Origin of the sequence: Vagococcus vulneris (assembly GCF_003950515.1) — a bacterium.
In the GTDB taxonomy this organism is placed as follows: domain Bacteria; phylum Bacillota; class Bacilli; order Lactobacillales; family Vagococcaceae; genus Vagococcus; species Vagococcus vulneris.
Genome location: NZ_NGJS01000001.1, coordinates 94468 through 115229 on the forward strand (window position 1 = coordinate 94468; position 20762 = coordinate 115229).

A 20762-nucleotide genomic window follows, 5' to 3' on the forward strand; every position below is an offset into this window, starting at 1 on the left:
TCCTTTCATTTATTGATAATTAAAGTAACTAGAGATTGTAGCAGCATGAACACCAGCAGTATGTCCTGTTACAAATGCGGCTGTAATATTATATCCGCCGGTATAGCCGTTAATATCTAATAGTTCACCAGCAAAGAATAAACCATTGATTAATTTACTTTCCATTGTTTTAGGAGTAACTTCTTTCAGATTAATACCACCCCCAGTTACAAATGACTTATCTAAAGGGTAGGTGTCGTAAACCTTAAAATGAAAATTTTTAATAAGTTTTACAAAATCTTCAATTTGCTGTTCTGTTAACTGGTTTATTGGTAAGGAATCATCAATGCTTACCTGTTCCAGCAGAAATTCCAAAAAGCGTTCTGGAAGTATTGGCTTTAAGGCATTTTTTATTGCTTTTTTTGGTGTGTCTTTTTGTATTGAGTGAATCAAGTGAATTAAATGATTCTCTGTCTGAGATGGTAAGCTATCTAAACTCATGTCAACCTTCTTATTTCCTTTTGCTAGTTGCTGATTGATAAACATACTACATCTCAGAGCGGCTGGTCCTGATACGCCAAAATGGGTAAAAAGCATATCCATTTGATGCGTAACAATAGGCTTACCTTTTTCATTTAAAACAGACAGACGAATATTTCTAAGAGCAAGTCCTTGCAAGCGTTTATTTTTAATAAAAGGTTCATCTGATTTAATTGGTGATTCTGTTGGGTACAGTGGTGTTACGGTATGACCGAGCTGCTTTGCTAATTTATAGCCATCTCCAGTGGAACCAGTGTATTGATATGTTTTTCCGCCGGTAGCAAGTATCAAACAATGCGTGTTCAGTAAGTTACCATCATCTATTTCTACAGCAGATATCTGTTTATTATTTGTATTTATTTTTTTTACTTCAGTACCTAAAATAAAAGTAACACCTAACTTTAAAGCATGCTGAACTAATCCATCAACAATGGCTTTTGACGTATTAGCAACAGGAAACATCCGTCCGTGATCCTCCTCTTTGAGAGGAATATGATTACTCTCAAAAAAATTCATAATATCGTAGTTGTTGAATTGAGAAAAAGCACTATATAAAAATTTTCCATTACCCGGAATAAAGCTGATAATGTCTTCCGGTGGACGATTGTTAGTAACATTACAGCGACCACCACCAGTTAATCGTAATTTTTTTCCAGGACGTTTGTTTTTATCGATTACTGCGACTTTTGCTCCTTTTTCAGCAGCAGCAGCAGCAGCCATCAATCCACTTGTACCTGCACCAACTATGATTACATCAAACATTGTCATAGTGAAATCCTCCTTACATAATATGTTCAGTTTATCATAAAGTTATTTAAAAGGAATATCAAAAATAGAACATATTATGAGAAAAATATAAGTATTATTAAAAAAAGCTCATTTTATTACTGTTGTTTTTCAGTATTTTATGTATACTAATAGTAATTATACTGAAAGCGAGTGATTACATGGTAAATGTAAAAGAGTATTTACAGAATATTAAAGAAAAAACGCATCATAATTATGGGCATCAAGTAGAGTTCTTACAAGCAATCGATGAATTCTTAGAGACAATTTACCCGTTTTTAGAGGTTAATCCAATTTACGTAGAAAAGAATATTCTAGAAATGGTTCTGCTGCCAGAACGTTTGATTGAATTTCGTGTTCCTTGGATGAATGATAGTAATGAATGGAAAGTAAATACTGGTTACCGAGTTCAGTATAATTCAGCAATGGGGCCTTATAAAGGTGGGTTAAGGTTTCATCCATCTGTTAATCAAAGTATTATTAAATTTTTAGGATTTGAACAAATATTTAAAAATGCGTTGACATCTCTGCCAATTGGCGGTGGAAAAGGTGGTAGTGATTTTGATCCAAAAGGAAAATCTGACGGTGAAATTATGCGTTTCTGTCAAAGTTTTATGCAAGAACTTCAAAAACATATCGGGGCTGATACCGATGTTCCTGCGGGAGATATTGGTGTTGGTGGTCGTGAGATAGGCTATTTATTTGGTGAATTTAAACGATTAAATGGTTATCAGGCTGGGGTTCTAACTGGGAAGCCATTGGCGTATTGGGGTAGTTTAGCAAGAACTGAGGCGACCGGTTATGGTTTAGTTTACTTTGTACAACATTTATTGGCTGATTCAAAGGATTCATTCAAAGGTAAGAAAGTAATGGTGTCTGGAAGTGGTAATGTCGCTATTTACGCTATTCAAAAAGCACAATCTTTAGGTGCTTTAGTTTATGGTTGTTCTGATTCATCAGGATATGTTATTGATACAGACGGAATTGATGTAAATTTATTAAAAAAAATAAAAGAAGTTAAACGTGAAAGAATTTCAGTCTACGCAAATCAGCGTCCAAATGCCGTTTTTTATAAAAACGAAAATATTTGGAATCATGAAATGGAATATGACATAGCTTTACCTTGTGCTACTCAAAATGAAATTTACGAATTACAAGCGCAAAAGTTGATTGATAACGGTATAAAAATCGTTGCGGAGGGTGCAAATATGCCGACAACATTACCGGCGACGGAGCTATTGAGAAAAGAGGGGATAGTCTATTGTCCAGGTAAAGCATCTAATGCAGGAGGAGTAGCTGTTTCAGCTTTGGAAATGGCTCAGAATTCTCAGCGCCAGCCTTGGTCATTTGATCATGTAGATGCTGAGTTAGATAAGATTATGAAAAATATTTATGAAAACTGCCGAGACACTGCGATGGAGTATGCCGAACCGATGAACTTAATGGCCGGTGCAAATATTGCTGGTTTTGAACGTGTTGCCGCTGCAATGCTCAGTCAAGGATTAGTATAAAATAGTATCTATGAAAAAAAATCAGAATGTTACAGTAACATTCTGGTTTTTTTAATGATTAAATTCATAAAAAGTGGTAGAATACAGAGGAAATGTGTTCTTTTACACATAAAAATAGGAGGGTTACTATGTCACATATTAATTTTGATTATTCTAAAGTTAGTAAATTTATCGGTGAGCATGAACTAGGTTACATGCAAGCTGAAGTTACTGCAGCTCACAAACAATTACGTGAAGGAACTGGAGCGGGTAGCGATTTCTTAGGTTGGGTCGATCTACCAGCTAACTACGATAAAGAGGAATTTGCACGTATCAAAGCAGCAGCTGAAAAAATTCAGTCTGATTCTGAAATTCTTGTTGTTATTGGTATCGGAGGATCATATTTAGGAGCAAAAGCAGCGATTGATTTCTTAAATAACTCTTTCTATAATTTAATTGATAATGACGAAAGAAAAGCACCTCAAATTTTCTTTGCAGGTAATAGCATAAGTTCAACATATTTAGCTGATTTAATAAATGTTATTGGCGATAAAGATTTTTCTGTTAATGTTATTTCAAAATCGGGAACAACGACAGAACCAGCTATCGCTTTCCGTGTCTTCAAAGAATTATTAGTTAATAAATATGGTAAAGAAGAAGCCAATAAACGTATTTATGCAACTACAGATAAAGCTCGCGGAGCTGTTAAAACTGAAGCTGACGTTGAAGGTTGGCAAACCTTTGTCATTCCAGATGATATTGGTGGTCGTTTCTCAGTTCTTACGGCTGTTGGACTATTGCCAATTGCTGTTACAGGTGCTGATGTTGATGGTTTAATGGAAGGTGCAGCAGCGGCTCGTTTAGATTTTGCGAACGACGATTTGAAAACAAACCAAGCATATCAATATGCAGCTTTACGGAATATTTTATATCGTAAAGGAAAAGTAACCGAATTATTAATCAATTACGAACCAAGTTTGCAATATTTCTCTGAATGGTGGAAACAATTGTTCGGCGAATCTGAAGGTAAAGATCAAAAAGGTATTTATCCTTCAAGTGCTAACTTCTCAACTGACTTACACTCATTAGGTCAATACATTCAAGAAGGCCGCCGCAACATTTTTGAAACAGTTATTAAAGTTGATAAAGCGCGTCATGAATTAACGATTCCTGAAATGACTGAAGATTTAGATGGACTAGGCTATATTCAAGGAAAAACGATTGATTTTGTTAATACAAAAGCATTCCAAGGTACTTTATTAGCACATACAGATGGTGATGTACCTAATTTTGTTATTAATATTCCACAATTAGATGCGTATACTTTAGGCTACACAATGTACTTTTTTGAAATTGCAGTTGGTATCTCAGGTTACTTAAATGGTGTTAATCCATTTGATCAGCCAGGTGTTGAAGCATACAAAAAAAATATGTTTGCTTTATTAGGCAAACCAGGATTTGAAGATCTAGCTAAAGAACTAAACGAACGTCTGTAGAAATAAGTTACCAAATTATAAACTCAAGGTAAACAGTCTTTCCGTATTAATTTAACAGAGATTGATATGGAAAACTCGGACCTTGAGTTTTTTTATTTATTTTACATATTGTTGATTTGTTGATTAAATTTTACTACTACTAAATATTAATTATTCTTGCTTATTTAACAGCTCTTTTATAGTTATAATGATAACTAATCGAATTATCAGCATTATATTGACTCTCATAATGTCTGATCAGCCATAAAATTATACTTTTTATCCCACATTAAAAGAAATTATTTATTAAAAGAAAATATATCAGAAAGTACTTTTTAAAAGATTCATTCTTATAGTCGTGTTTTAAACGAAGTAGAATAACCGGTAACTTTCATATTCTACAATCCCATATTATATTACATAAGATTATATCTCAATTGTATAAACGTACGTTCTTTTTTTGGTAATAAAAAAGCTGATTAATTAATAATCAGCCAAAATTTATTATTTTTTAGGTTTTAAAACGAAGGGTTCTTTGTTATCACCATCAGTTGGTGTAAGAATAATATTATCTTTTTCGCGAGATAACTTAAAACGTTTTTTAAAACCTAATTCAGAATTTTTTAAAACCAACTCATCTTTTTCAATTTTATAGTTACTTTGGACAATTGTTGAATCACGTAATGTTTTTGCTAGTTCATCACTTAAGTCGTCCAAATTATCTTTATTGCTAGATTGTACCATATTTGTATCGGTATCATTTTTAATCGTTAGTTTATTATTTTTGAAGGATATAACAACTGGTACCTCTTCACCGTTCTCGTTTTCATAAGCTGTCCAATCATTTTTCGTGAGACTTTCTTTATCAATTTTTTGACTACAGCCGGCGAGCAAGATGATACCAACAAATGCGACTATAATCAACCTTATCTTTTTCATACTGTGACCCTCCTAAATTGTAAATATATCATTTTTGATAAATAGTACTTATTACTTATATTTTAAGACTTGTTGCACCAAAACGCAAAAGTTTATTTAAACATTTGTGATATATACGACTTATATTAGAAGATGATGATTAAAAGAGTTTTGATTGTGATAATAGAATAAAAGATTAACATTTTTTCAAAGATTTGATATAATCAACACATAATAACTGCTAGGAGGTGTAGCAAATGACAAAAAAAGAAACACAAAAAAATTACAAACCGGTTTTATATGTTTTATTAGCAGTTTATTTAATTGAATTAGTTTGGTTTTTTTACTCAAAAATTATTGTTAAATTAATTAATCATCAACCAATTGATGTAGCTTCTAAAGAATTGGCTATTATTTTAGGTATTGTTTTATTGGTAATATTGGTAATTTTTATGTTGAAAAAATCTCGAAAAGTTGGTAGTGTTTTAATTGCTGTACTTATTATCAGCGTTATAGGATTCTGTATTTTTGCACCACTTTTTGATGTATACATACCAGTAATATGGGAAATATTTCATAAGTTTTTTTAGTGTTTAGCTGATTTAAGTAGCTAAACTTTTTTTTAAAATACACTTATGATAAACTAAAAGTAGTTAACTTAAAGGAATGATACAAATGGTAAGGCAATCAGATAAGAGAAAATATTTTCGTTTTCCCGCTTATGATGATAACGAAGGTGTGAAAAGAAAAAGTCAGCGTAATCGTGAAATGTTTGATGGATTTCTTAATGATGGTTTTGATAATCGAAGGAAGCAACATCAGCAAATACAATCGGTAGAGATAGATAGAGTGGAAATGACGGATGAGCCTGATTACTTTGGTTCTGATCGCATGGAGAATCAAAAACAAGAATACAGCTCTGCACCTAGAAAATCTATTAGTACAGCAAAAACACCATTTCATGATAAACAAATTGTTTTACCTGATAAACAGATAGCCCGCAAAAACTATTCATCTGATAGTACTCAGGAGAGTCTTCAATCAGAGCAAGCGGATTTTTCAAATAAATTTATCGAAACGGACCGTCTGGGTATTGCACGATATAAAAAGCATACTCGTCCTGGAAGAAGTTTGGAGTCAAGTTATCATTTGCCAGGTGAAAATCCTGAGAAAATATTTACGCCTAAATATATTCCTGCTTCTACAATTAATGATAGCGTACCTGCTAATAATCATGATGAATTGAAAAACAAAGAACGTATTTCTGAAAGCTTAAAAGAAATAGCAGAATCCAATCGTTTGATCATGGAATTTGATAGTGATATGCTTGATGAAGATAATGAAATTTCAGATGAAAAGGCGAAACATCAACGTTTGGACAAATCACTTTCAGGTATTATTGCGAATGAAGATACATCATCCACAAATCAGTACTTTAATTAGACTTACATTGATTTAGGCAATGTAAGTTTTTTTATTGAAAAAAATAGTAAAATATATGATAATAGTGTGTGCGTATCATTGATTAGTGAAACACTAAGTTTAAAGAAAAGAGGATTTTTATGGATATTCATAAAAACAATACTTACCATTTTGTAGGTATCAAAGGATCGGGTATGAGTTCCCTTGCATTGTTGTTACATCAAAAGGGTTACAAAGTACAAGGTTCAGATGTAGCAGAATATTTTTTTACACAACATGAATTAGAAAAAGAAAATGTCCCAATTATGACATTTGATGAAAAAAATATTGATGGTGATTTGGTTATTATTGCAGGAAATGCGTTTCCTGATAGCCACGTAGAAATAAAAGCCGCTTTAAAAAAAGGATTACCTGTTATTCGCTACCATAAATTTTTAGGTGATTTTATTCAAGATTTTACAAGTGTTGCTGTAACTGGTTCACATGGCAAAACAAGTACAACAGGTATGCTGGCACATGTTTTATCGGGTGTTGCACCTACAAGTTATTTGATTGGTGACGGAACAGGTCATGGTGAACCAGATGCAACGTTCTTCGCCTTTGAAGCGTGCGAGTATCGACGTCATTTTCTATCGTATCAGCCTGATTATGCAATCATTACAAATATTGATTTTGATCATCCTGACTATTATAAAAGTATTGAAGATGTATTTGATGCTTTTCAAACATTTTCAGCGGGTGTGAAAAAGGGGATTGTTGCTTTTGGAGATGATGTTAATTTACGCCGCTTGGAATCAAAGGCTCCGATTTATTATTACGGAGTAACCGATAAAGATGATTTTCAGGCAGTGAATGTTCAACGAACAACAGAGGGCTCATCATTTGATGTCAAACATGATAAGAAAATAATTGGTCATTTTATGGTTCCTGCTTACGGGTTACATAATGTATTAAATGCATTAGGTGTTATTGCTATATCTTATTTAGAAGGCTTGGACATGCGTGAAGTTGCTTCAGAAATGGCCTCTTTTAATGGTGTTAAACGTCGTTTTAGTGAAAAAAAAGTAAATGATATGATAGTAGTTGATGATTATGCTCATCATCCTGCAGAAATAAAAGCGACTATTGATGCAGCACGACAAAAGTATCCTGATAAAGAAATTATAGCAGTCTTTCAACCACATACTTTTACACGTACAATTGCCTTGTTAGACGATTTTGCAAAATCACTGGATTTAGCTGATCGCATTTATCTATGTGATATTTTCGGTTCAGCCAGAGAAAATTCTGGTACGGTTAAGATTGAAGATTTAGGTGCTAAGATTAGTAAAGGCGGTGAGGTTCTTAAGGTAGAAAATTTATCTCCGTTATTAACATATCAAGATGCAGTCATTATTTTTATGGGTGCCGGAGATGTTCAAAAGTTTGAAATTGCCTATGAAAAATTACTGAGCAGTACACGTAAAAACAATATGTAAACCAATTAATTTACAAATAATTCAAGATGAAGGGGGCGTATGATGTTAAATTTCACCAACAAAATAGGTAAAACGATTAATGAATTAGCCGAAGGGCAATCAATTAGCATGACTGAAACGATTGAGGATCAGCAATTGCTTTTATATCTAGGCTTAACGAATGATGCGAATCCATTGTTTATTCAGCATGATTTTAGTCGTCATACGGAGTATGAACGTCCGATTGTACCGACAGTCATGTTGATGGGAATAATTTCAAGTACTGTTTCAAAACACTTACCTGGTCCGGGCTCAAATATTGTTAATTTTTCTTTTAATTTAGTTCAGCCAATCTATCATTATGAAACGTTAACATTTCATTTTGAAGTCATTAAAGTTGATAAAATGAAGGATGTTGTTACAATATCAATAGAAGCACATAATTACAATGAGCAGCGCGTTTTGGATAGTGTTGTCATGGTGCGCCCGCCTCAATTAATCGAAGAGGAAGTGACAGAGTTTAATGAATAATATGGATCAAACAAAAGCAAGAGGTTTATCATCGTTTTACAGCAAGGTCTACGGATTTTTAGGTTTAGGAATAGGAATAAGTGCAGTGACGGCTTTTCTAGCATCTACTATCTTTAAAGAAGCTATTTTTAGCTTGTTAGCTCAGAATAGTCTAGTCTTTTGGGGTATCTGGATTGCTCAGCTAGTTTTAGTCATCTACCTGAGCAAAGCAACTGCATCTAACAATGCTGCTAAATCTGTTGGTGGTTATATTGTTTATTCCGCACTGACTGGAATTACGTTATCTATTACACTCCAATTATATGATATCGGTACAATTACTTATGCTTTTATAACCTCAGCAGTTACATTTATTGTAATGTCAGTAGTTGGTGTTGTTATCAAAAAAGATTTGAGTGCGATTGGTCAAGCTCTATATAGTTTAGTCATCGGGATTATCATTGCGACATTATTAAATGTCTTCTTACTTAAAAGTTCACCAGTGGACTTTTTCATCTCGTTAGCTATGGTGGTTGTTTTCGCCGGTTTAACTGCTTATGATAATCAAAAAATCAAAGCTATTTATCTGCAAGCGGGCGATCAAGCTGTAACGGGCATCGCAGTTTATTGTGCATTAAGTTTATATTTAGATTTAATCAACTTATTCTATGCATTCTTAAGAATCTTCAGTCGCGATTAAATTGTCGTCAGAAATTAGGAACTCTCATTAATTTGAGAGTTTTTTTTATTTTCTGATTTGTTATACTTTACATATAACAATAAATGTTATAGTATACATATAACGAAAGGGGTTGAGACCATTGTTCATAAGGATTAATCCAGAATCAGAGACGGCGATTTTTCTGCAATTAATTTTTGAAATTAAACGATTGGTAGTTATAGGAGAACTAGAACAAGGGGATGAACTGCCAAGTGTCCGGTCTCTGTCCGGTGATTTAGGAATAAACATGCATACTGTCAATAAATCATATAAGTTGTTGACAGAAGAGGGAATTCTAGAAAAAACGACTAAAGGGTTTAGAGTTGGTTCAGCGGAACAGAGGCATCTATCCGGAGAACGAGAGCAAGACTTTGACGAACGTTTAAGACAGATTCTGATTGATGCAGCCGTCTTTAATGTAACGTATGAGGGATTTAGTCAAAAACAAGCGAAACTGACCGAAGAGATAATGAGAGGGGATAATTAGTATGGTGATAGGTATGATTATTATAACATTATTGATTTTTAATATGTCATTGGCAGCAACACCTTTGATAAATCGGCGAAGTAATTCATTTGGTGTTACGATACCATCAGGTTTGCAACAAAACAATTATGTTAACCGTATGAATCAAAATTTTGTTAAAAGAATACTGCTGACAAATATCCCGGTTTTTTTACCATTATTATTAATTATCAATAAGTCTTTGAATAATAAACGATATGAATTATTAGTAACTGTGTACTTACTATTTGGCATCAGTGTCTACTTACTAATTTTTATCATGTTATACATGAGTAATCGTAAGGCGTTGATTCAATTTATTGGAAGTAAAACTAAAGTTAAAACTACTAGTGATGTAGTTGTTGATTTGAATTTCCGAAAGAAAATTGTTGTTTTTCCGAATTGGCTGTTTATTCTGATTAACAGTCTCTTAATCGTATTCGGAATTATCTATACGCTGATTAACTATGATGAAATTCCGGCACAGATACCGATGCGGTTTGATGTTAGGATGGAACCAGTTATATTTATGAGTAAAACGTGGCTGCATCTGATGATGATACCTTTTATACAGATTTTTTTAATGCTTGTTTCTGTTATAACGAATCGGGCACTGATTAAATCTAAACAGCAATTATCTTTAAATCAGACAAAAACATATCAAAAGAATGATGTGGCATTTAGAAAAATTAATTCAATTAGTTTATTTGTTACGGTCGTCTTACTCCAACTGCTTTTCTTATTTATTCAAATTGCAACAATAACACCGAATTTTAATTACACAGTACTGCTGGTTGTGATAGCACTCGTGTTAATCAGTATCGTTGCGGTTAATTTGTATGTTGGTATTAAGTACCGTCAGAGCGGAGATGGCCTCACTCCAGACGTTAATTTTGATGTCACTAATGATGATGAATATTGGAAAGGCGGAATATTTTACTACAACCCGCAAGACCCGTCTGTTTGGCTTGAGAAGAAAGTTGGTACCGGTCTAACCCTAAATATGGCTAAATGGCAAGCGTGGGCACTATTGTTTGCGACAATTATTTTACCGATAGCCATGATGATTCTTTTAAAATAGTGTCATAAGAACAAGAACCCTCGAAGAACTTATTGATTTCTTCGAGGGTTTTACTGTGTGTGATATTTAGTTTTACACCTGATCAAATGACCAAATAGAACCAGCAATTAAAACAAGAATGTGACACAAAGGTAAAACAAGTGCACCCAAACCTACTTTATTTAAGTTGCCATAAATGGCGAATGCCATAGCTAAAATCAGCAAGGTATAACTGCGGTACTTTTTTAAGTAATCCATGAGCTTATTTTTCCCTGCCATATATAAGATGGTGTTAACTAGATATATAAAGAACAGTAGAAAGATTAAAAAGAATCTCATTTTAACGGTGAAGAATGTGTTAACTATGATTAACATGAGGATTGTAAAACTGAATGATAAATTCAAAATGACTGCTCGCGGCTGTTCTTGCTTGCCTTGCATTTTTTTATAAAAAGTCGTTTGTCCAATTTTTATACCGAGATAGAAAAAAATCGGCAGCAGCATAAGCTCCAAGAAAAAGTTTGTCATTGACAAAGTAACCACCGCCTTTAAATTTTAAGTAATGGTATCAGTTAATGGCAAAAAATTCAAAATTTATCTTTAGATCTAAGCAGATATGACAATAATTAAAGATATCGTTCGGCTTATAGATTTTCTTTTCGCAAATGTTTTTGTTTTTTGTTAAAATGAGTTGATAAGTATAGAAGAGGTGTCTAAATGGGAAAAAAGAAATTATTATTGGTCGATGGCAATAGTATCGCATTCCGCGGTTTTTTTGCGTTGTACCAATCACTTGAACGATTTAAGAATAAACAGGGGCTGCATACAAATGCACTTTATGCTGTTCATAATATGTTGGAAAACGTCTTGGCGGAAGAAAAACCGACACATGCACTAATTGCTTTTGATGCTGGCAAGACAACGTTTCGTCATGCCTTCTATGAAGAATATAAAGGCGGTCGTTCTAAAACACCTAGCGAATTTAAAGAACAGATGCCTTATTTACGTGACTTAGTCGAAGGGTTAGGTTTGAAACACTATGAATTAGCTAATTATGAAGCTGATGATATTATTGGCACATTGGCTAAATCAACAAATCCAGAAGAATTTGAAGTGGTCGTGCTGTCAGGAGATAAGGACCTAACACAGCTTGCGGATGATCATATAACAGTAAAAGTAACTGTCAAAGGCGTTAGTGAAATCGAAGTCTATACGCCTGAGCACATTAAGGAAAAGTATGGCTTGGCACCGATGCAGATTGTTGATATGAAAGGATTAGCGGGTGATCAATCGGATAATATTCCTGGTGTCACTAAAATCGGTGAAAAAACAGCGATAAAATTATTAACGGAATATAAGTCAGTTGAAGGTATTTACGAACGTATTGATGAGATAAAAAAGAGTAAAATGAAAGAAAATCTGATTAATGAAAAAGAGACAGCCTTCTTAAGTAAAAAATTAGCAACAATTGATATTGACAGTCCTTTGACAATATCGATTGAAGATTTGGTTTATAATGGTAAGGATTTAGAAAAGCTGGTCCCTTTCTATCAAGAGATGGATTTTAATTCATTTTTAGCTAAGTTGGATACCTCAAAAATCGATGTTCCGGTTGAAGATAAGGCTGAAATTGTCTATACAATAGTTGATAAAGCAGAACCGGAAATGTTTACCTCTGACATGTCGTTGTATATTGAAATGCTTGAAGCTAATTATCACGTGTCACCAGTTGTGGGTGTGTCTTGGGGAAATGCTTCGAAGGTATATGTCGCAACAGATGATTTGATTTTAGCAGATCCGAACTTTAAAGCTTGGATTGAAAATGCAACGATTACGAAGAAAACATTTGATATAAAACGTCATTACGTGGCTTTGCATCGTTATGGCATGTCGCTTACTGAAACGAAATTTGATGCTCTTTTAGCTGCGTATGTTGTTGATTCGACTAACAATAGTGAAGATGTCGCGGAAATTGCTGAACGCTTTGATTATTTTGATATTGATAAGGATGAGGTTGTCTACGGTAAGGGAGTAAAAAAAGGAGTCCCTGATGATGTCGCTGTTTTTGCTGAACATTTGGCTCGTAAAGTCAAAGCTATTGATTTTCTATACAGTAAATTAACAAAAGAATTAGAAGACAAAGAGCAGACTGATTTATTCTATGATACGGAGCTACCTGTTGCTAAAATTTTAGCAGATATGGAAATTCAAGGAATTAAAGTGAATGCTCAACGTTTAATTGATATGAAGGGTGAATTTGCCGAACGCTTGACTGAAATTGAGCGTGCTGTCTATGAAATTGCTGGAGAAGAATTTAACTTAAACTCACCAAAACAATTAGGTGTTATTTTGTTTGAAAAAATGAAATTGCCAGTCATTAAGAAAACTAAAACCGGTTATTCAACATCAGTCGATGTTCTTGAAAAGCTGCAAGGAGAGTCTCCGATTATCGAGCTGATTTTACAATATCGGCAACTAGCTAAAATTCAATCAACTTATGTGGAGGGCTTGTTAAAAGTTATCTTTGATGACCATAAAATCCATACACGCTATATTCAAACTTTGACGCAGACTGGGCGTTTGAGTTCAGTTGATCCGAATTTACAAAATATTCCGATTCGTTTAGAAGAAGGACGGAAAATTCGTCAGGCTTTCGTTCCACGACAAACCGGTTGGAAGTTATTCTCTTCCGATTATTCGCAAATTGAATTGCGAGTTCTTGCCCATATTTCGAACGATGAGCATTTGAAACAAGCCTTTTTAGATGGCGAAGATATTCATGCTGCAACTGCTATGCGTGTCTTTGGTATTGAGAGTCCAGAGGATGTCGATGGCAATATGCGTCGCCAAGCAAAGGCTGTCAACTTTGGTGTTGTTTATGGTATCAGCGACTATGGCTTATCACAAAATTTAGGTATTTCGCGCAAAGAAGCTAAACAATTTATTGATCGTTATTTCGAAAAATATCCTGGTGTTAAAGAGTACATGGAGAGTATTGTCAGAGATGCGAAAGAAAAAGGTTTTGTGGAAACTCTGTATCACCGCCGTCGTTATTTGCCAGATATTAACTCACGAAATTTTAATTTGCGTTCTTTTGCAGAACGGACCGCAATTAACACACCGATTCAAGGGAGTGCTGCTGATATATTGAAAATTGCGATGATTAAAATTCAAGAACGTTTGAAAGAAGAGAATATGGAAGCCACTATGTTGCTTCAAGTTCACGATGAGTTGGTCTTTGAAGCACCTGAAGCTGAAATACCGAAACTGCAGCAATTAGTCGAAGATACGATGGCACATGCTGTTGACCTTCATGTACCGTTAAAAGCCGACAGTAGTTACGGAGATACATGGTACGATGCAAAATAATAAAGAATAGGTGATAGATTATGCCTGAATTACCGGAAGTTGAAACAGTCCGCAAAGGTTTAAATAAATTAGTTAGAGGAAAAGAAATCCAGTCAGTTGAAGTTCGTTGGCCTAAAATTATTGAAAGACCGGCAGCAGAAGAATTTGTTCATGAATTAATTGGTGAGATAATTGAAGATGTTCAGCGTCGCGGTAAGTATTTGATTTTTAAATTGACTCACTATGATATGGTCTGTCATTTGCGGATGGAAGGTAAATTTGACTTTCATGCTGACCAAAAGGATGAAATCACGAAACACACACATGTTCTTTTTACTTTTAGTGATGGGTCAGAATTACTTTATCTTGATGTCAGAAAATTTGGTCGTTTTACGCTTTTAGAGAAGAATGAAGCCGTTCATTATAAAGGCATTCAAAAATTAGGGCCAGAGCCGGTTGAACCGGACTTTGATTTAACAACTTTTTCAAAGAAATTAAAACGTCATAGCAAAGCGATTAAGCCTTTATTATTGGATCAGACGCTTGTGACTGGACTAGGTAATATATATGTTGATGAGGCATTATTCCGAGCCAAAATTCATCCAGAAACACCAGCAGATGAGTTATCTGAGGCACAGATTAAAGAATTACATCAAGATATTATTGATGTTTTAGCTCGGGCAGTCGAAGCCGGCGGAACAACTATCAGAACATATAAAAATGCTCTTGGTAATGCCGGTACGTTTCAGGTGAAGTTGGTTGTTTATGGTAAAGAGGGCACACCGTGTCCGCGGTGTGGAACGGAAATTTTCAAAATTAAAGTTGCACAGCGTGGTACGCATTTTTGTCCGAATTGTCAAAAACCTATAATTAAGAAATGAGGAAGAGCAATGACTTATTTTCTTGGTTTAACTGGCAGTATCGCAACTGGAAAAAGCACGGTTAGCACGTATTTTAAAGAAAAGGGCATACCAATTATTGATGCCGATATTATCGCACGTGATGTCGTCGCTAAAGGAACACCGGGTCTTAAAGCAATTGTAAATAAGTTTGGTCATGATATTCTTTTACCGGACGGTGCGCTTAATCGTCAAGCATTAGGTGCCATCATTTTTAGAAATGATAATAAAAGGAAAGTGTTAAATAACTTGTTAAGCAGCTTTATTCGTACAGAAATCACAACGCAGATGAATGCTTATCGTAAAACAAATTGTGCCTTAGTCATTGTAGATATACCGCTTCTGTTTGAAGGAGGATATCAAGCTGATATGGATGCTGTAATGGTTGTTAGTATCAGTGAGGCTACGCAACGACAGCGTTTGATGGAGCGTAATGATCTGAATGAAATAGAGGCGAAGCAGCGAATCAATAGTCAATGGTCGATTGAAAAAAAGGAAGAACTAGCTGATTACATAATAGACAATAACGGTACTAAAGCTGAAACTTACAAACAAATTGACAAATGGTTGAGACAAGCTATTAGTATTTAAGAAAAGACAAAACCTGTCTTTTCTTTTTAGTTTCCGTTGTGTTTCATCTATACCAATAGATTACTGCATGTTATAATGTAACCAATCAAAAAAATATGTATAATTGAAAGATAGAGGTGACAAGTTATGCAATGTCCAAAATGTCATTACAACGGCTCGCGAGTTGTTGATAGTCGGCCTGCAGATGAAGGTCGTTCAATTCGAAGAAGAAGAGAGTGTGAAGAATGCGGTTTTCGATTTACGACATTTGAAAGAATCGAAGTAACACCGCTTTTAGTAATAAAGAAAAATGGTGCTCGAGAAGAGTTTAGTCGTGATAAAATACTTAGAGGTTTGATTCGATCTGCTGAAAAAAGGCCAGTTTCAATGGAGCAGATGGAGCAGGTTGTTGATCATGTAGAGAATCGCGTACGTAGTCAAGGTGAAAATGAAGTGTCAACAACGATGATTGGGGAATACGTCATGGAAGAGTTAGTCAGCCTTGACGAGATTTCATATATTCGATTTGCTAGTGTTTATCGTCAATTTAAGGATATGAGTGTTTTCTTAAAAGAATTGCAAGAGATTATAGATAAAGAAAAGTAAGAAAGAGAGCGGAATGATTTGCAAGATGCATGGAAAAAACTAAAACCAAAAGATAACTATCAAGTGTATCTTGTGTCAGCTTATAATGGTGAAGATTTTCGCACGCTGACAAGATTGTATCAACCAATAATAGGAATCGATGCGTTTGCTGTTTTGACATCATTTCTAAATGCGGACGAACATGATATCAGCACAATAAAACCACATAGTGAATTGCTGAATAGACTAGATATGAGCTTGCCTGATTTTTATCAAGCCCGTATTAAATTAGAAGCAGTCGGACTGTTGAAAACTTTTGTCAGGACACTTGACAACGGGTACCACTTTATATATTACGCAGAAGCACCAATTAAACCAGAAATTTTTTTACAGGATGATTTATTAAGTACTATGCTGATTGACAAGTTAGGAAAAGATGCTTTTGAATCATTATTTTCAGACTATCAATTGATGTCTGAGGAATTAAAAGATTATCAGGAAATTACACAGGCCTTTGTACAAGTATACCCAGATGCTACTGCAAAACTTTCCACATATGATGACATGTTGATAAGTAATCAACATGTTTTAACCCAACTGCCGGGAAAACAAGAAACAATTAAATTAACCACTAATTTCGATTGGCCGTTTTTCTTAAGTTTGACTGAATCACTAGGGTTAGACACGCAACAATTGCAAGTTGAATTAAAACGAACCATTGAGTCTTTCCATCAACTATACGGTATTGACGAGTTAGATATGTCACAATTTATAAAGTCTGCAGCTGATTATGTGACAAATCGAGTAGACGAGAAACGTCTGAAACAAGCAGTATATAAGCAGTATCAACAAAATAAAAAACAAAATAATTTTATCACTGAACATGAAAATAGTCGATTTATACCTGTAAATGTTGAACAATTATCGGCAGATGAACAAGTCGTTCGACGATATAATACGCTGAAACGAGAAGGATACACTGATCAAGAAATCAGTGTCATAAAATCTTGTGACTCCAGTCCTCCTATGTTGTTTTTAAAATCTATAAAAAAACAACGTGGAGGCTACGTATCAACCAATGAACAGTGGCTAATTGAAAACTTAAAAAACCAATCTAATTTACCTAATAGTGTTATTAATATGTTAATTCATTATATGTTGGTAATACAAAACAAGTCGTCTTTAAATCAAAATATCGCGAATAGTATTGCTAATGATTGGGCGCAGAATAAAATATTTTCGCCCGAGGCAGCTTTGACAAAAGTTAAACAGTATCAGAAAAAAACAGCTGTACCGAATAAGCAAGGTTATACAAAAAAAGAAAGTAAACGTAAAGAGACATTGCCGGATTGGGCAAAAAATGATAATCAAAAAGAGGAAACGCAAATTTCTGAACAAGAACAAGTCGCATTTGCTGAAAAAATCAAACGAATTCAAAGCAAAAAAGAAGGTGAAAGTTGATGGATAATATCAGTAAAGGATTAGAACAAGCGATGAATCAAGGAGAAAGAACTCAAAAATACGATAAAATTCGACAAGAAGTTTTGTCTGATCAGGCAGTTCAGCAATTTATTACTGAAAATCGTGATAAGTTAACGGATGATGACATAGCAAGAAGTATGTCCAAACTTTACGAATTTATTCAAGAAAATAAAAAGTTTAAGTTAAATGATCCAACCATGATTGCTCCCGGATATGAACCACAGCTTTTTTTAAATTTTCATTTTATTGATGTGACCTATGTGCCAACTAAAGATTTAATAAAACGTAAAGAGCAGCAAGAAATAAAAAATCGGGTTCGAGCTGTAAACATGCCAAAAGACATACAGCAAGCATCGATTACAGATTTTCAAATAACAAATGAAAGAAGAGAAGCTTTTACTCTAGTATTGGAATTTATCGAAGCGTATGAAGCAGAGCCTAGGAGTTTTCATCAGGGTCTTTATTTACAGGGGGCTTTTGGTGTCGGGAAGACATATTTATTAGGTGCTGTCGCAAATGCTCTTGCTGAAAAAGGATTTCGTACCACGTTAATTCATTTTCCAACTTTTGCTGTCGAAATGAAAAATTCAATTAAAACAGATAATGTCTTCGAAAAGTTAGAATCTGTGAAGAAAGCGCCTATATTGATGATTGATGATATTGGTGCAGATTCTATGAGTAGTTGGGTGAGAGATGATATACTTGGTGTTATTTTACAATACCGCATGCAAGAGCAGCTACCGACATTCTTCTCATCAAATTTCAATCTGGAGCAACTTGAAAATGAACATTTACGCGTAACTCAGCGTGGAGAAGACGAACCGCTAAAAGCTAAGCGAATTATGGAACGTGTGAGATATCTCGCTAAAGAAGTAAATATGATTGGAAAAAACAGACGTAATGGTTAGAGTGTTATGTCATTGAGAAAGTTATCTCATAAACTGATTGACAAAGGAAAAGCAGCCTAGTATAATTACTTTTGTTGCTTAAGGAGTGAAAAAATGAAGTGGTCATTAACAGAGCTGAATAAATTCAGAGGGACACAAATTGATTTTGATGAAACAGTTGATATTTTAGAATCATTAAAACGTCGCGAATCTTCAATAATAAGTATGACACCTGTACATGTTACTGGTTTTATCGATGTTGACCCTACGAGTTATATTGCTCATTATACAATGGAAACTATCCTTACTTTACCATCTACTAGGTCGCTAACACCAGTAGATTTACCCATGTCATTAACGATTGATGAAGTCTATATGACAGAGCAGCAGTTAGCATATCTTCCATCAGATATATCTGATGAAGAAAAGAGCTTGATTATGCCTTTGGAAAAAGATTTAATCGACTTACAAAACGCAGTAGAAGATTTTATTTTATTAAATTTACCACTGCAAGTGCTGACAGAAGAAGAAGAACATTCTAATGATATGCCAAAAGGTGAATTTTGGAATGTCATTTCTGAAGAAGACTACAGTGAAACCGTTAAGTCTGAATCAGAATCAACAGTTGATCCTCGTCTTGCAAAATTATCTGAATTATTAAATGAGGATAATAAGTAAGATTGGAATATATGTGTAATTTTATTGCACGTCTTATTGTTTAAGGAGGTGTATAGCAATGGCAGTACCAGCAAGAAGAACGTCAAAAGCGAAAAAAGCTAGACGTCGTACTCATTATAAATTATCAGTACCAGGTTTAACAGCTTGTAGCAACTGTGGTGAAATGAGAAAAAGCCATCACGTATGTCCAGCATGTGGTCACTACGATGGAAAAGACGTTATGACAAAAGAAGCATAAAACATTTTTAGAAATGTTAAAAACCTGCAGACTAACCATGGAAGTCTGCAGGTTTTTTTGTTTGTCTTAAAAACAGTTAGCATAGTTGTTTTACATATAAGTTAATTGGAGCCAACGATTCTTTAAATCAATTTCACCAATAAATTCATAGTAGCTTTTACCCATTGCCCAATTTACTTTATTCTGATTTTTGCTAAATAATAAGTAAAGTTTGTGTTCACAGGTATTGCGCAATAATTGAGGTGTTATATTAGTGGTTAAAGAAAAACGTTGCGAGTACTTTGTTAACATTAAACGAACCGTCTTTTGATGCATCTTTCCGCTGTGAAGCGACTCGAATAGAAAGAGTTCAACAGTATCTGTTTGAGCAGTCAGCAGACGGCTGTTAATAAAGTTTCGTAAGTAGCGTTGCGCTTGCATAGGAATAATAATGTGCTGTTCTCTATTTTTACGCCGAACGACAAAAATTTGATGATTTGATAGATCAATTAGAGAAATCAAAGCTAAATCCCTTGGAGCTGTTTTTTCTGCGTATTGCTGTGCCTGCCAAGAATCAATAGCATCAAGACTTTCTATACTATCTAAAAGTGTTACAACTGTATCATCCATTAGATATGTTTTTGAACGCCTTGTTGTTTGAATTAATTTTAATGAATGGTAAACGGGTGTTTCTGTTTTTTTTGTAATTTCAAGATACCTTGTCCAACGAAGCATAGTAGCTATTTTACGGTTAACACCTTGTTCTGTGTTTGTAAACAGTTGTGTAACTTCTTTGCCGGTTGTCGTCTTATAGGTTAAAGCATATCGTTTAATGTAATCGAAAAAATTTTCATAATGTTCAAATGGTAAGTTACACATACGGAAATCAGAAATTCGATTTTTCTTATCTTTTTTTTTCGTGTAAATGAGTAATAAGGATAAATCCTTTACGTATTCGTATACAGTTGCTGTAGAGACAGTTGCCAACATTTCTTGAATAAATGACAACATAGTTGGGGTAAAGTTTTGGGTGCGTTCGCGTATCTTTCGTCTAAGTTCAAATTCTTCATTCGGCTCATTAATTATTTGCTCACTGTGATCTGCCAATAAAAATGCCCCCTTTATTAAGTCCAGTATATCAAACAAGCAGATTACTTTCTAATATTTCAAAAAAACTTTTGATTAAGCAGGTTTCTTGAAGTATTAGAAATCATAGTCATCTTCAGTCATAGC

Annotated in this window: 21 protein-coding genes; 17 read left to right on the forward strand and 4 right to left on the reverse strand. The window is 34.3% G+C overall.

Translation table 11 applies throughout. The annotated features are described in order from the left end of the window. Positions 1 to 9: 9 nt before the first annotated feature. Positions 10 to 1287 (reverse strand): BaiN/RdsA family NAD(P)/FAD-dependent oxidoreductase, encoded by a 1278-nt coding sequence (locus CBF37_RS00450; RefSeq protein WP_125982843.1) that lies wholly within the window; start codon positions 1285 to 1287, stop codon positions 10 to 12. A 179-nt stretch (positions 1288 to 1466) separates the two neighbouring features. Between CBF37_RS00450 and gdhA the strand changes: the two genes are divergently transcribed. After that, positions 1467 to 2816 carry an NADP-specific glutamate dehydrogenase gene (gene gdhA / locus CBF37_RS00455; RefSeq protein WP_125982844.1) on the forward strand — a complete coding sequence of 450 codons (1350 nt, stop codon included), beginning with the start codon at positions 1467 to 1469 and terminating at the stop codon, positions 2814 to 2816. A gap of 128 nt (positions 2817 to 2944) precedes the next feature. Continuing rightward, positions 2945 to 4291: a glucose-6-phosphate isomerase gene (locus tag CBF37_RS00460; protein WP_125982845.1), complete on the forward strand. Its 1347-nt coding sequence runs from the start codon at positions 2945 to 2947 to the stop codon at positions 4289 to 4291. Positions 4292 to 4774: 483 nt separating this feature from the next. On the opposite strand, the gene CBF37_RS00465 is transcribed toward CBF37_RS00460, so the two are convergent. Then, the gene (locus tag CBF37_RS00465; RefSeq protein WP_125982846.1) at positions 4775 to 5209 is read right to left on the reverse strand and encodes a hypothetical protein; all 435 of its coding nucleotides are present in this window, start codon (positions 5207 to 5209) and stop codon (positions 4775 to 4777) included. Positions 5210 to 5445: 236 nt separating this feature from the next. Here CBF37_RS00465 and CBF37_RS00470 point away from each other — a divergent pair, with 236 nt between their 5' ends. The 7 genes from CBF37_RS00470 (at position 5446) to CBF37_RS00500 (ending at position 10884) form a co-directional block, all read left to right on the forward strand. Further along, the gene (locus tag CBF37_RS00470) at positions 5446 to 5778 is read left to right on the forward strand and encodes a hypothetical protein (protein WP_125982847.1); all 333 of its coding nucleotides are present in this window, start codon (positions 5446 to 5448) and stop codon (positions 5776 to 5778) included. A gap of 85 nt (positions 5779 to 5863) precedes the next feature. After that, positions 5864 to 6631, forward strand: a complete 768-nt coding sequence (locus CBF37_RS00475) for a hypothetical protein (RefSeq protein ID WP_125982848.1) — start codon at positions 5864 to 5866, stop codon at positions 6629 to 6631. A gap of 119 nt (positions 6632 to 6750) precedes the next feature. Continuing rightward, positions 6751 to 8088 carry a UDP-N-acetylmuramate--L-alanine ligase gene (murC, locus tag CBF37_RS00480; protein ID WP_125982849.1) on the forward strand — a complete coding sequence of 446 codons (1338 nt, stop codon included), beginning with the start codon at positions 6751 to 6753 and terminating at the stop codon, positions 8086 to 8088. Positions 8089 to 8127: 39 nt separating this feature from the next. Beyond that, the gene (locus CBF37_RS00485) at positions 8128 to 8598 is read left to right on the forward strand and encodes a MaoC family dehydratase (protein ID WP_125982850.1); all 471 of its coding nucleotides are present in this window, start codon (positions 8128 to 8130) and stop codon (positions 8596 to 8598) included. Further along, positions 8591 to 9277, forward strand: coding sequence for a Bax inhibitor-1/YccA family protein (locus tag CBF37_RS00490; protein WP_125982851.1), 687 nt, complete (start codon positions 8591 to 8593; stop codon positions 9275 to 9277). Before CBF37_RS00485 ends, CBF37_RS00490 begins: the two co-directional genes overlap by 8 nt. 121 nt (positions 9278 to 9398) lie before the next feature. After that, positions 9399 to 9785: a GntR family transcriptional regulator gene (locus CBF37_RS00495; protein ID WP_165866588.1), complete on the forward strand. Its 387-nt coding sequence runs from the start codon at positions 9399 to 9401 to the stop codon at positions 9783 to 9785. Between the two features lies 1 nt (position 9786). Next, positions 9787 to 10884 (forward strand): DUF5808 domain-containing protein, encoded by a 1098-nt coding sequence (locus CBF37_RS00500; RefSeq protein ID WP_125982853.1) that lies wholly within the window; start codon positions 9787 to 9789, stop codon positions 10882 to 10884. Positions 10885 to 10956: 72 nt separating this feature from the next. Here the strand turns inward: CBF37_RS00500 and CBF37_RS00505 are convergent, their stop codons facing one another. After that, a complete protein-coding gene (locus CBF37_RS00505; RefSeq protein WP_125982854.1) occupies positions 10957 to 11397 on the reverse strand; it encodes a hypothetical protein in 441 nt (146 codons plus the stop codon). A gap of 183 nt (positions 11398 to 11580) precedes the next feature. Here CBF37_RS00505 and polA point away from each other — a divergent pair, with 183 nt between their 5' ends. The 8 genes from polA to rpmF all read left to right on the forward strand — a co-directional run bounded on the left by polA (position 11581) and on the right by rpmF (position 19550). After that, a complete protein-coding gene (polA, locus tag CBF37_RS00510) occupies positions 11581 to 14232 on the forward strand; it encodes a DNA polymerase I (RefSeq protein ID WP_125982855.1) in 2652 nt (883 codons plus the stop codon). Positions 14233 to 14252: 20 nt separating this feature from the next. Then, positions 14253 to 15092, forward strand: coding sequence for a DNA-formamidopyrimidine glycosylase (gene mutM / locus CBF37_RS00515; RefSeq protein ID WP_125982856.1), 840 nt, complete (start codon positions 14253 to 14255; stop codon positions 15090 to 15092). A gap of 9 nt (positions 15093 to 15101) precedes the next feature. Further along, complete coding sequence (gene coaE / locus CBF37_RS00520) at positions 15102 to 15701, forward strand: dephospho-CoA kinase (protein ID WP_125982857.1); 600 nt, start codon at positions 15102 to 15104, stop codon at positions 15699 to 15701. 126 nt (positions 15702 to 15827) lie between these two features. Next, positions 15828 to 16286, forward strand: coding sequence for a transcriptional regulator NrdR (nrdR, locus tag CBF37_RS00525; RefSeq protein WP_125982858.1), 459 nt, complete (start codon positions 15828 to 15830; stop codon positions 16284 to 16286). 18 nt (positions 16287 to 16304) lie between these two features. Next, entirely contained in the window at positions 16305 to 17726 is a 1422-nt protein-coding gene (locus CBF37_RS00530) for a replication initiation and membrane attachment family protein (RefSeq protein ID WP_125982859.1), read from the forward strand. Next, positions 17726 to 18655: a primosomal protein DnaI gene (gene dnaI / locus CBF37_RS00535; RefSeq protein ID WP_125982860.1), complete on the forward strand. Its 930-nt coding sequence runs from the start codon at positions 17726 to 17728 to the stop codon at positions 18653 to 18655. The genes CBF37_RS00530 and dnaI overlap by 1 nt, the downstream gene beginning before the upstream one ends. Positions 18656 to 18748: 93 nt before the next feature. Continuing rightward, complete coding sequence (locus CBF37_RS00540; RefSeq protein ID WP_125982861.1) at positions 18749 to 19312, forward strand: YceD family protein; 564 nt, start codon at positions 18749 to 18751, stop codon at positions 19310 to 19312. 58 nt (positions 19313 to 19370) lie between these two features. Beyond that, positions 19371 to 19550 carry a 50S ribosomal protein L32 gene (rpmF, locus tag CBF37_RS00545; RefSeq protein WP_125982862.1) on the forward strand — a complete coding sequence of 60 codons (180 nt, stop codon included), beginning with the start codon at positions 19371 to 19373 and terminating at the stop codon, positions 19548 to 19550. A gap of 90 nt (positions 19551 to 19640) precedes the next feature. Here rpmF and CBF37_RS00550 read toward each other — a convergent pair whose 3' ends face one another. Then, entirely contained in the window at positions 19641 to 20636 is a 996-nt protein-coding gene (locus tag CBF37_RS00550; RefSeq protein ID WP_125982863.1) for a site-specific integrase, read from the reverse strand. Positions 20637 to 20762: the final 126 nt, after the last annotated feature.

Bases quoted from the DNA above. Each gene is read 5' to 3' on its own strand.
- CBF37_RS00470 (WP_125982847.1), top strand. From the start codon at position 5,446: ATGACAAAAAAAGAAACACAAAAAAATTACAAACCGGTTTTATATGTT.
- gdhA (WP_125982844.1), top strand. From the start codon at position 1,467: ATGGTAAATGTAAAAGAGTATTTACAGAATATTAAAGAAAAAACGCAT.
- CBF37_RS00540 (WP_125982861.1), top strand. From the start codon at position 18,749: ATGAAGTGGTCATTAACAGAGCTGAATAAATTCAGAGGGACACAAATT.
- nrdR (WP_125982858.1), top strand. From the start codon at position 15,828: ATGCAATGTCCAAAATGTCATTACAACGGCTCGCGAGTTGTTGATAGT.
- CBF37_RS00475 (WP_125982848.1), top strand. From the start codon at position 5,864: ATGGTAAGGCAATCAGATAAGAGAAAATATTTTCGTTTTCCCGCTTAT.
- dnaI (WP_125982860.1), top strand. From the start codon at position 17,726: ATGGATAATATCAGTAAAGGATTAGAACAAGCGATGAATCAAGGAGAA.
- murC (WP_125982849.1), top strand. From the start codon at position 6,751: ATGGATATTCATAAAAACAATACTTACCATTTTGTAGGTATCAAAGGA.
- mutM (WP_125982856.1), top strand. From the start codon at position 14,253: ATGCCTGAATTACCGGAAGTTGAAACAGTCCGCAAAGGTTTAAATAAA.
- CBF37_RS00490 (WP_125982851.1), top strand. From the start codon at position 8,591: ATGAATAATATGGATCAAACAAAAGCAAGAGGTTTATCATCGTTTTAC.
- CBF37_RS00460 (WP_125982845.1), top strand. From the start codon at position 2,945: ATGTCACATATTAATTTTGATTATTCTAAAGTTAGTAAATTTATCGGT.
- rpmF (WP_125982862.1), top strand. From the start codon at position 19,371: ATGGCAGTACCAGCAAGAAGAACGTCAAAAGCGAAAAAAGCTAGACGT.
- polA (WP_125982855.1), top strand. From the start codon at position 11,581: ATGGGAAAAAAGAAATTATTATTGGTCGATGGCAATAGTATCGCATTC.
- CBF37_RS00465 (WP_125982846.1), bottom strand. From the start codon at position 5,209: ATGAAAAAGATAAGGTTGATTATAGTCGCATTTGTTGGTATCATCTTG.
- CBF37_RS00450 (WP_125982843.1), bottom strand. From the start codon at position 1,287: ATGACAATGTTTGATGTAATCATAGTTGGTGCAGGTACAAGTGGATTG.
- CBF37_RS00500 (WP_125982853.1), top strand. From the start codon at position 9,787: ATGGTGATAGGTATGATTATTATAACATTATTGATTTTTAATATGTCA.
- coaE (WP_125982857.1), top strand. From the start codon at position 15,102: ATGACTTATTTTCTTGGTTTAACTGGCAGTATCGCAACTGGAAAAAGC.
- CBF37_RS00485 (WP_125982850.1), top strand. From the start codon at position 8,128: ATGATGTTAAATTTCACCAACAAAATAGGTAAAACGATTAATGAATTA.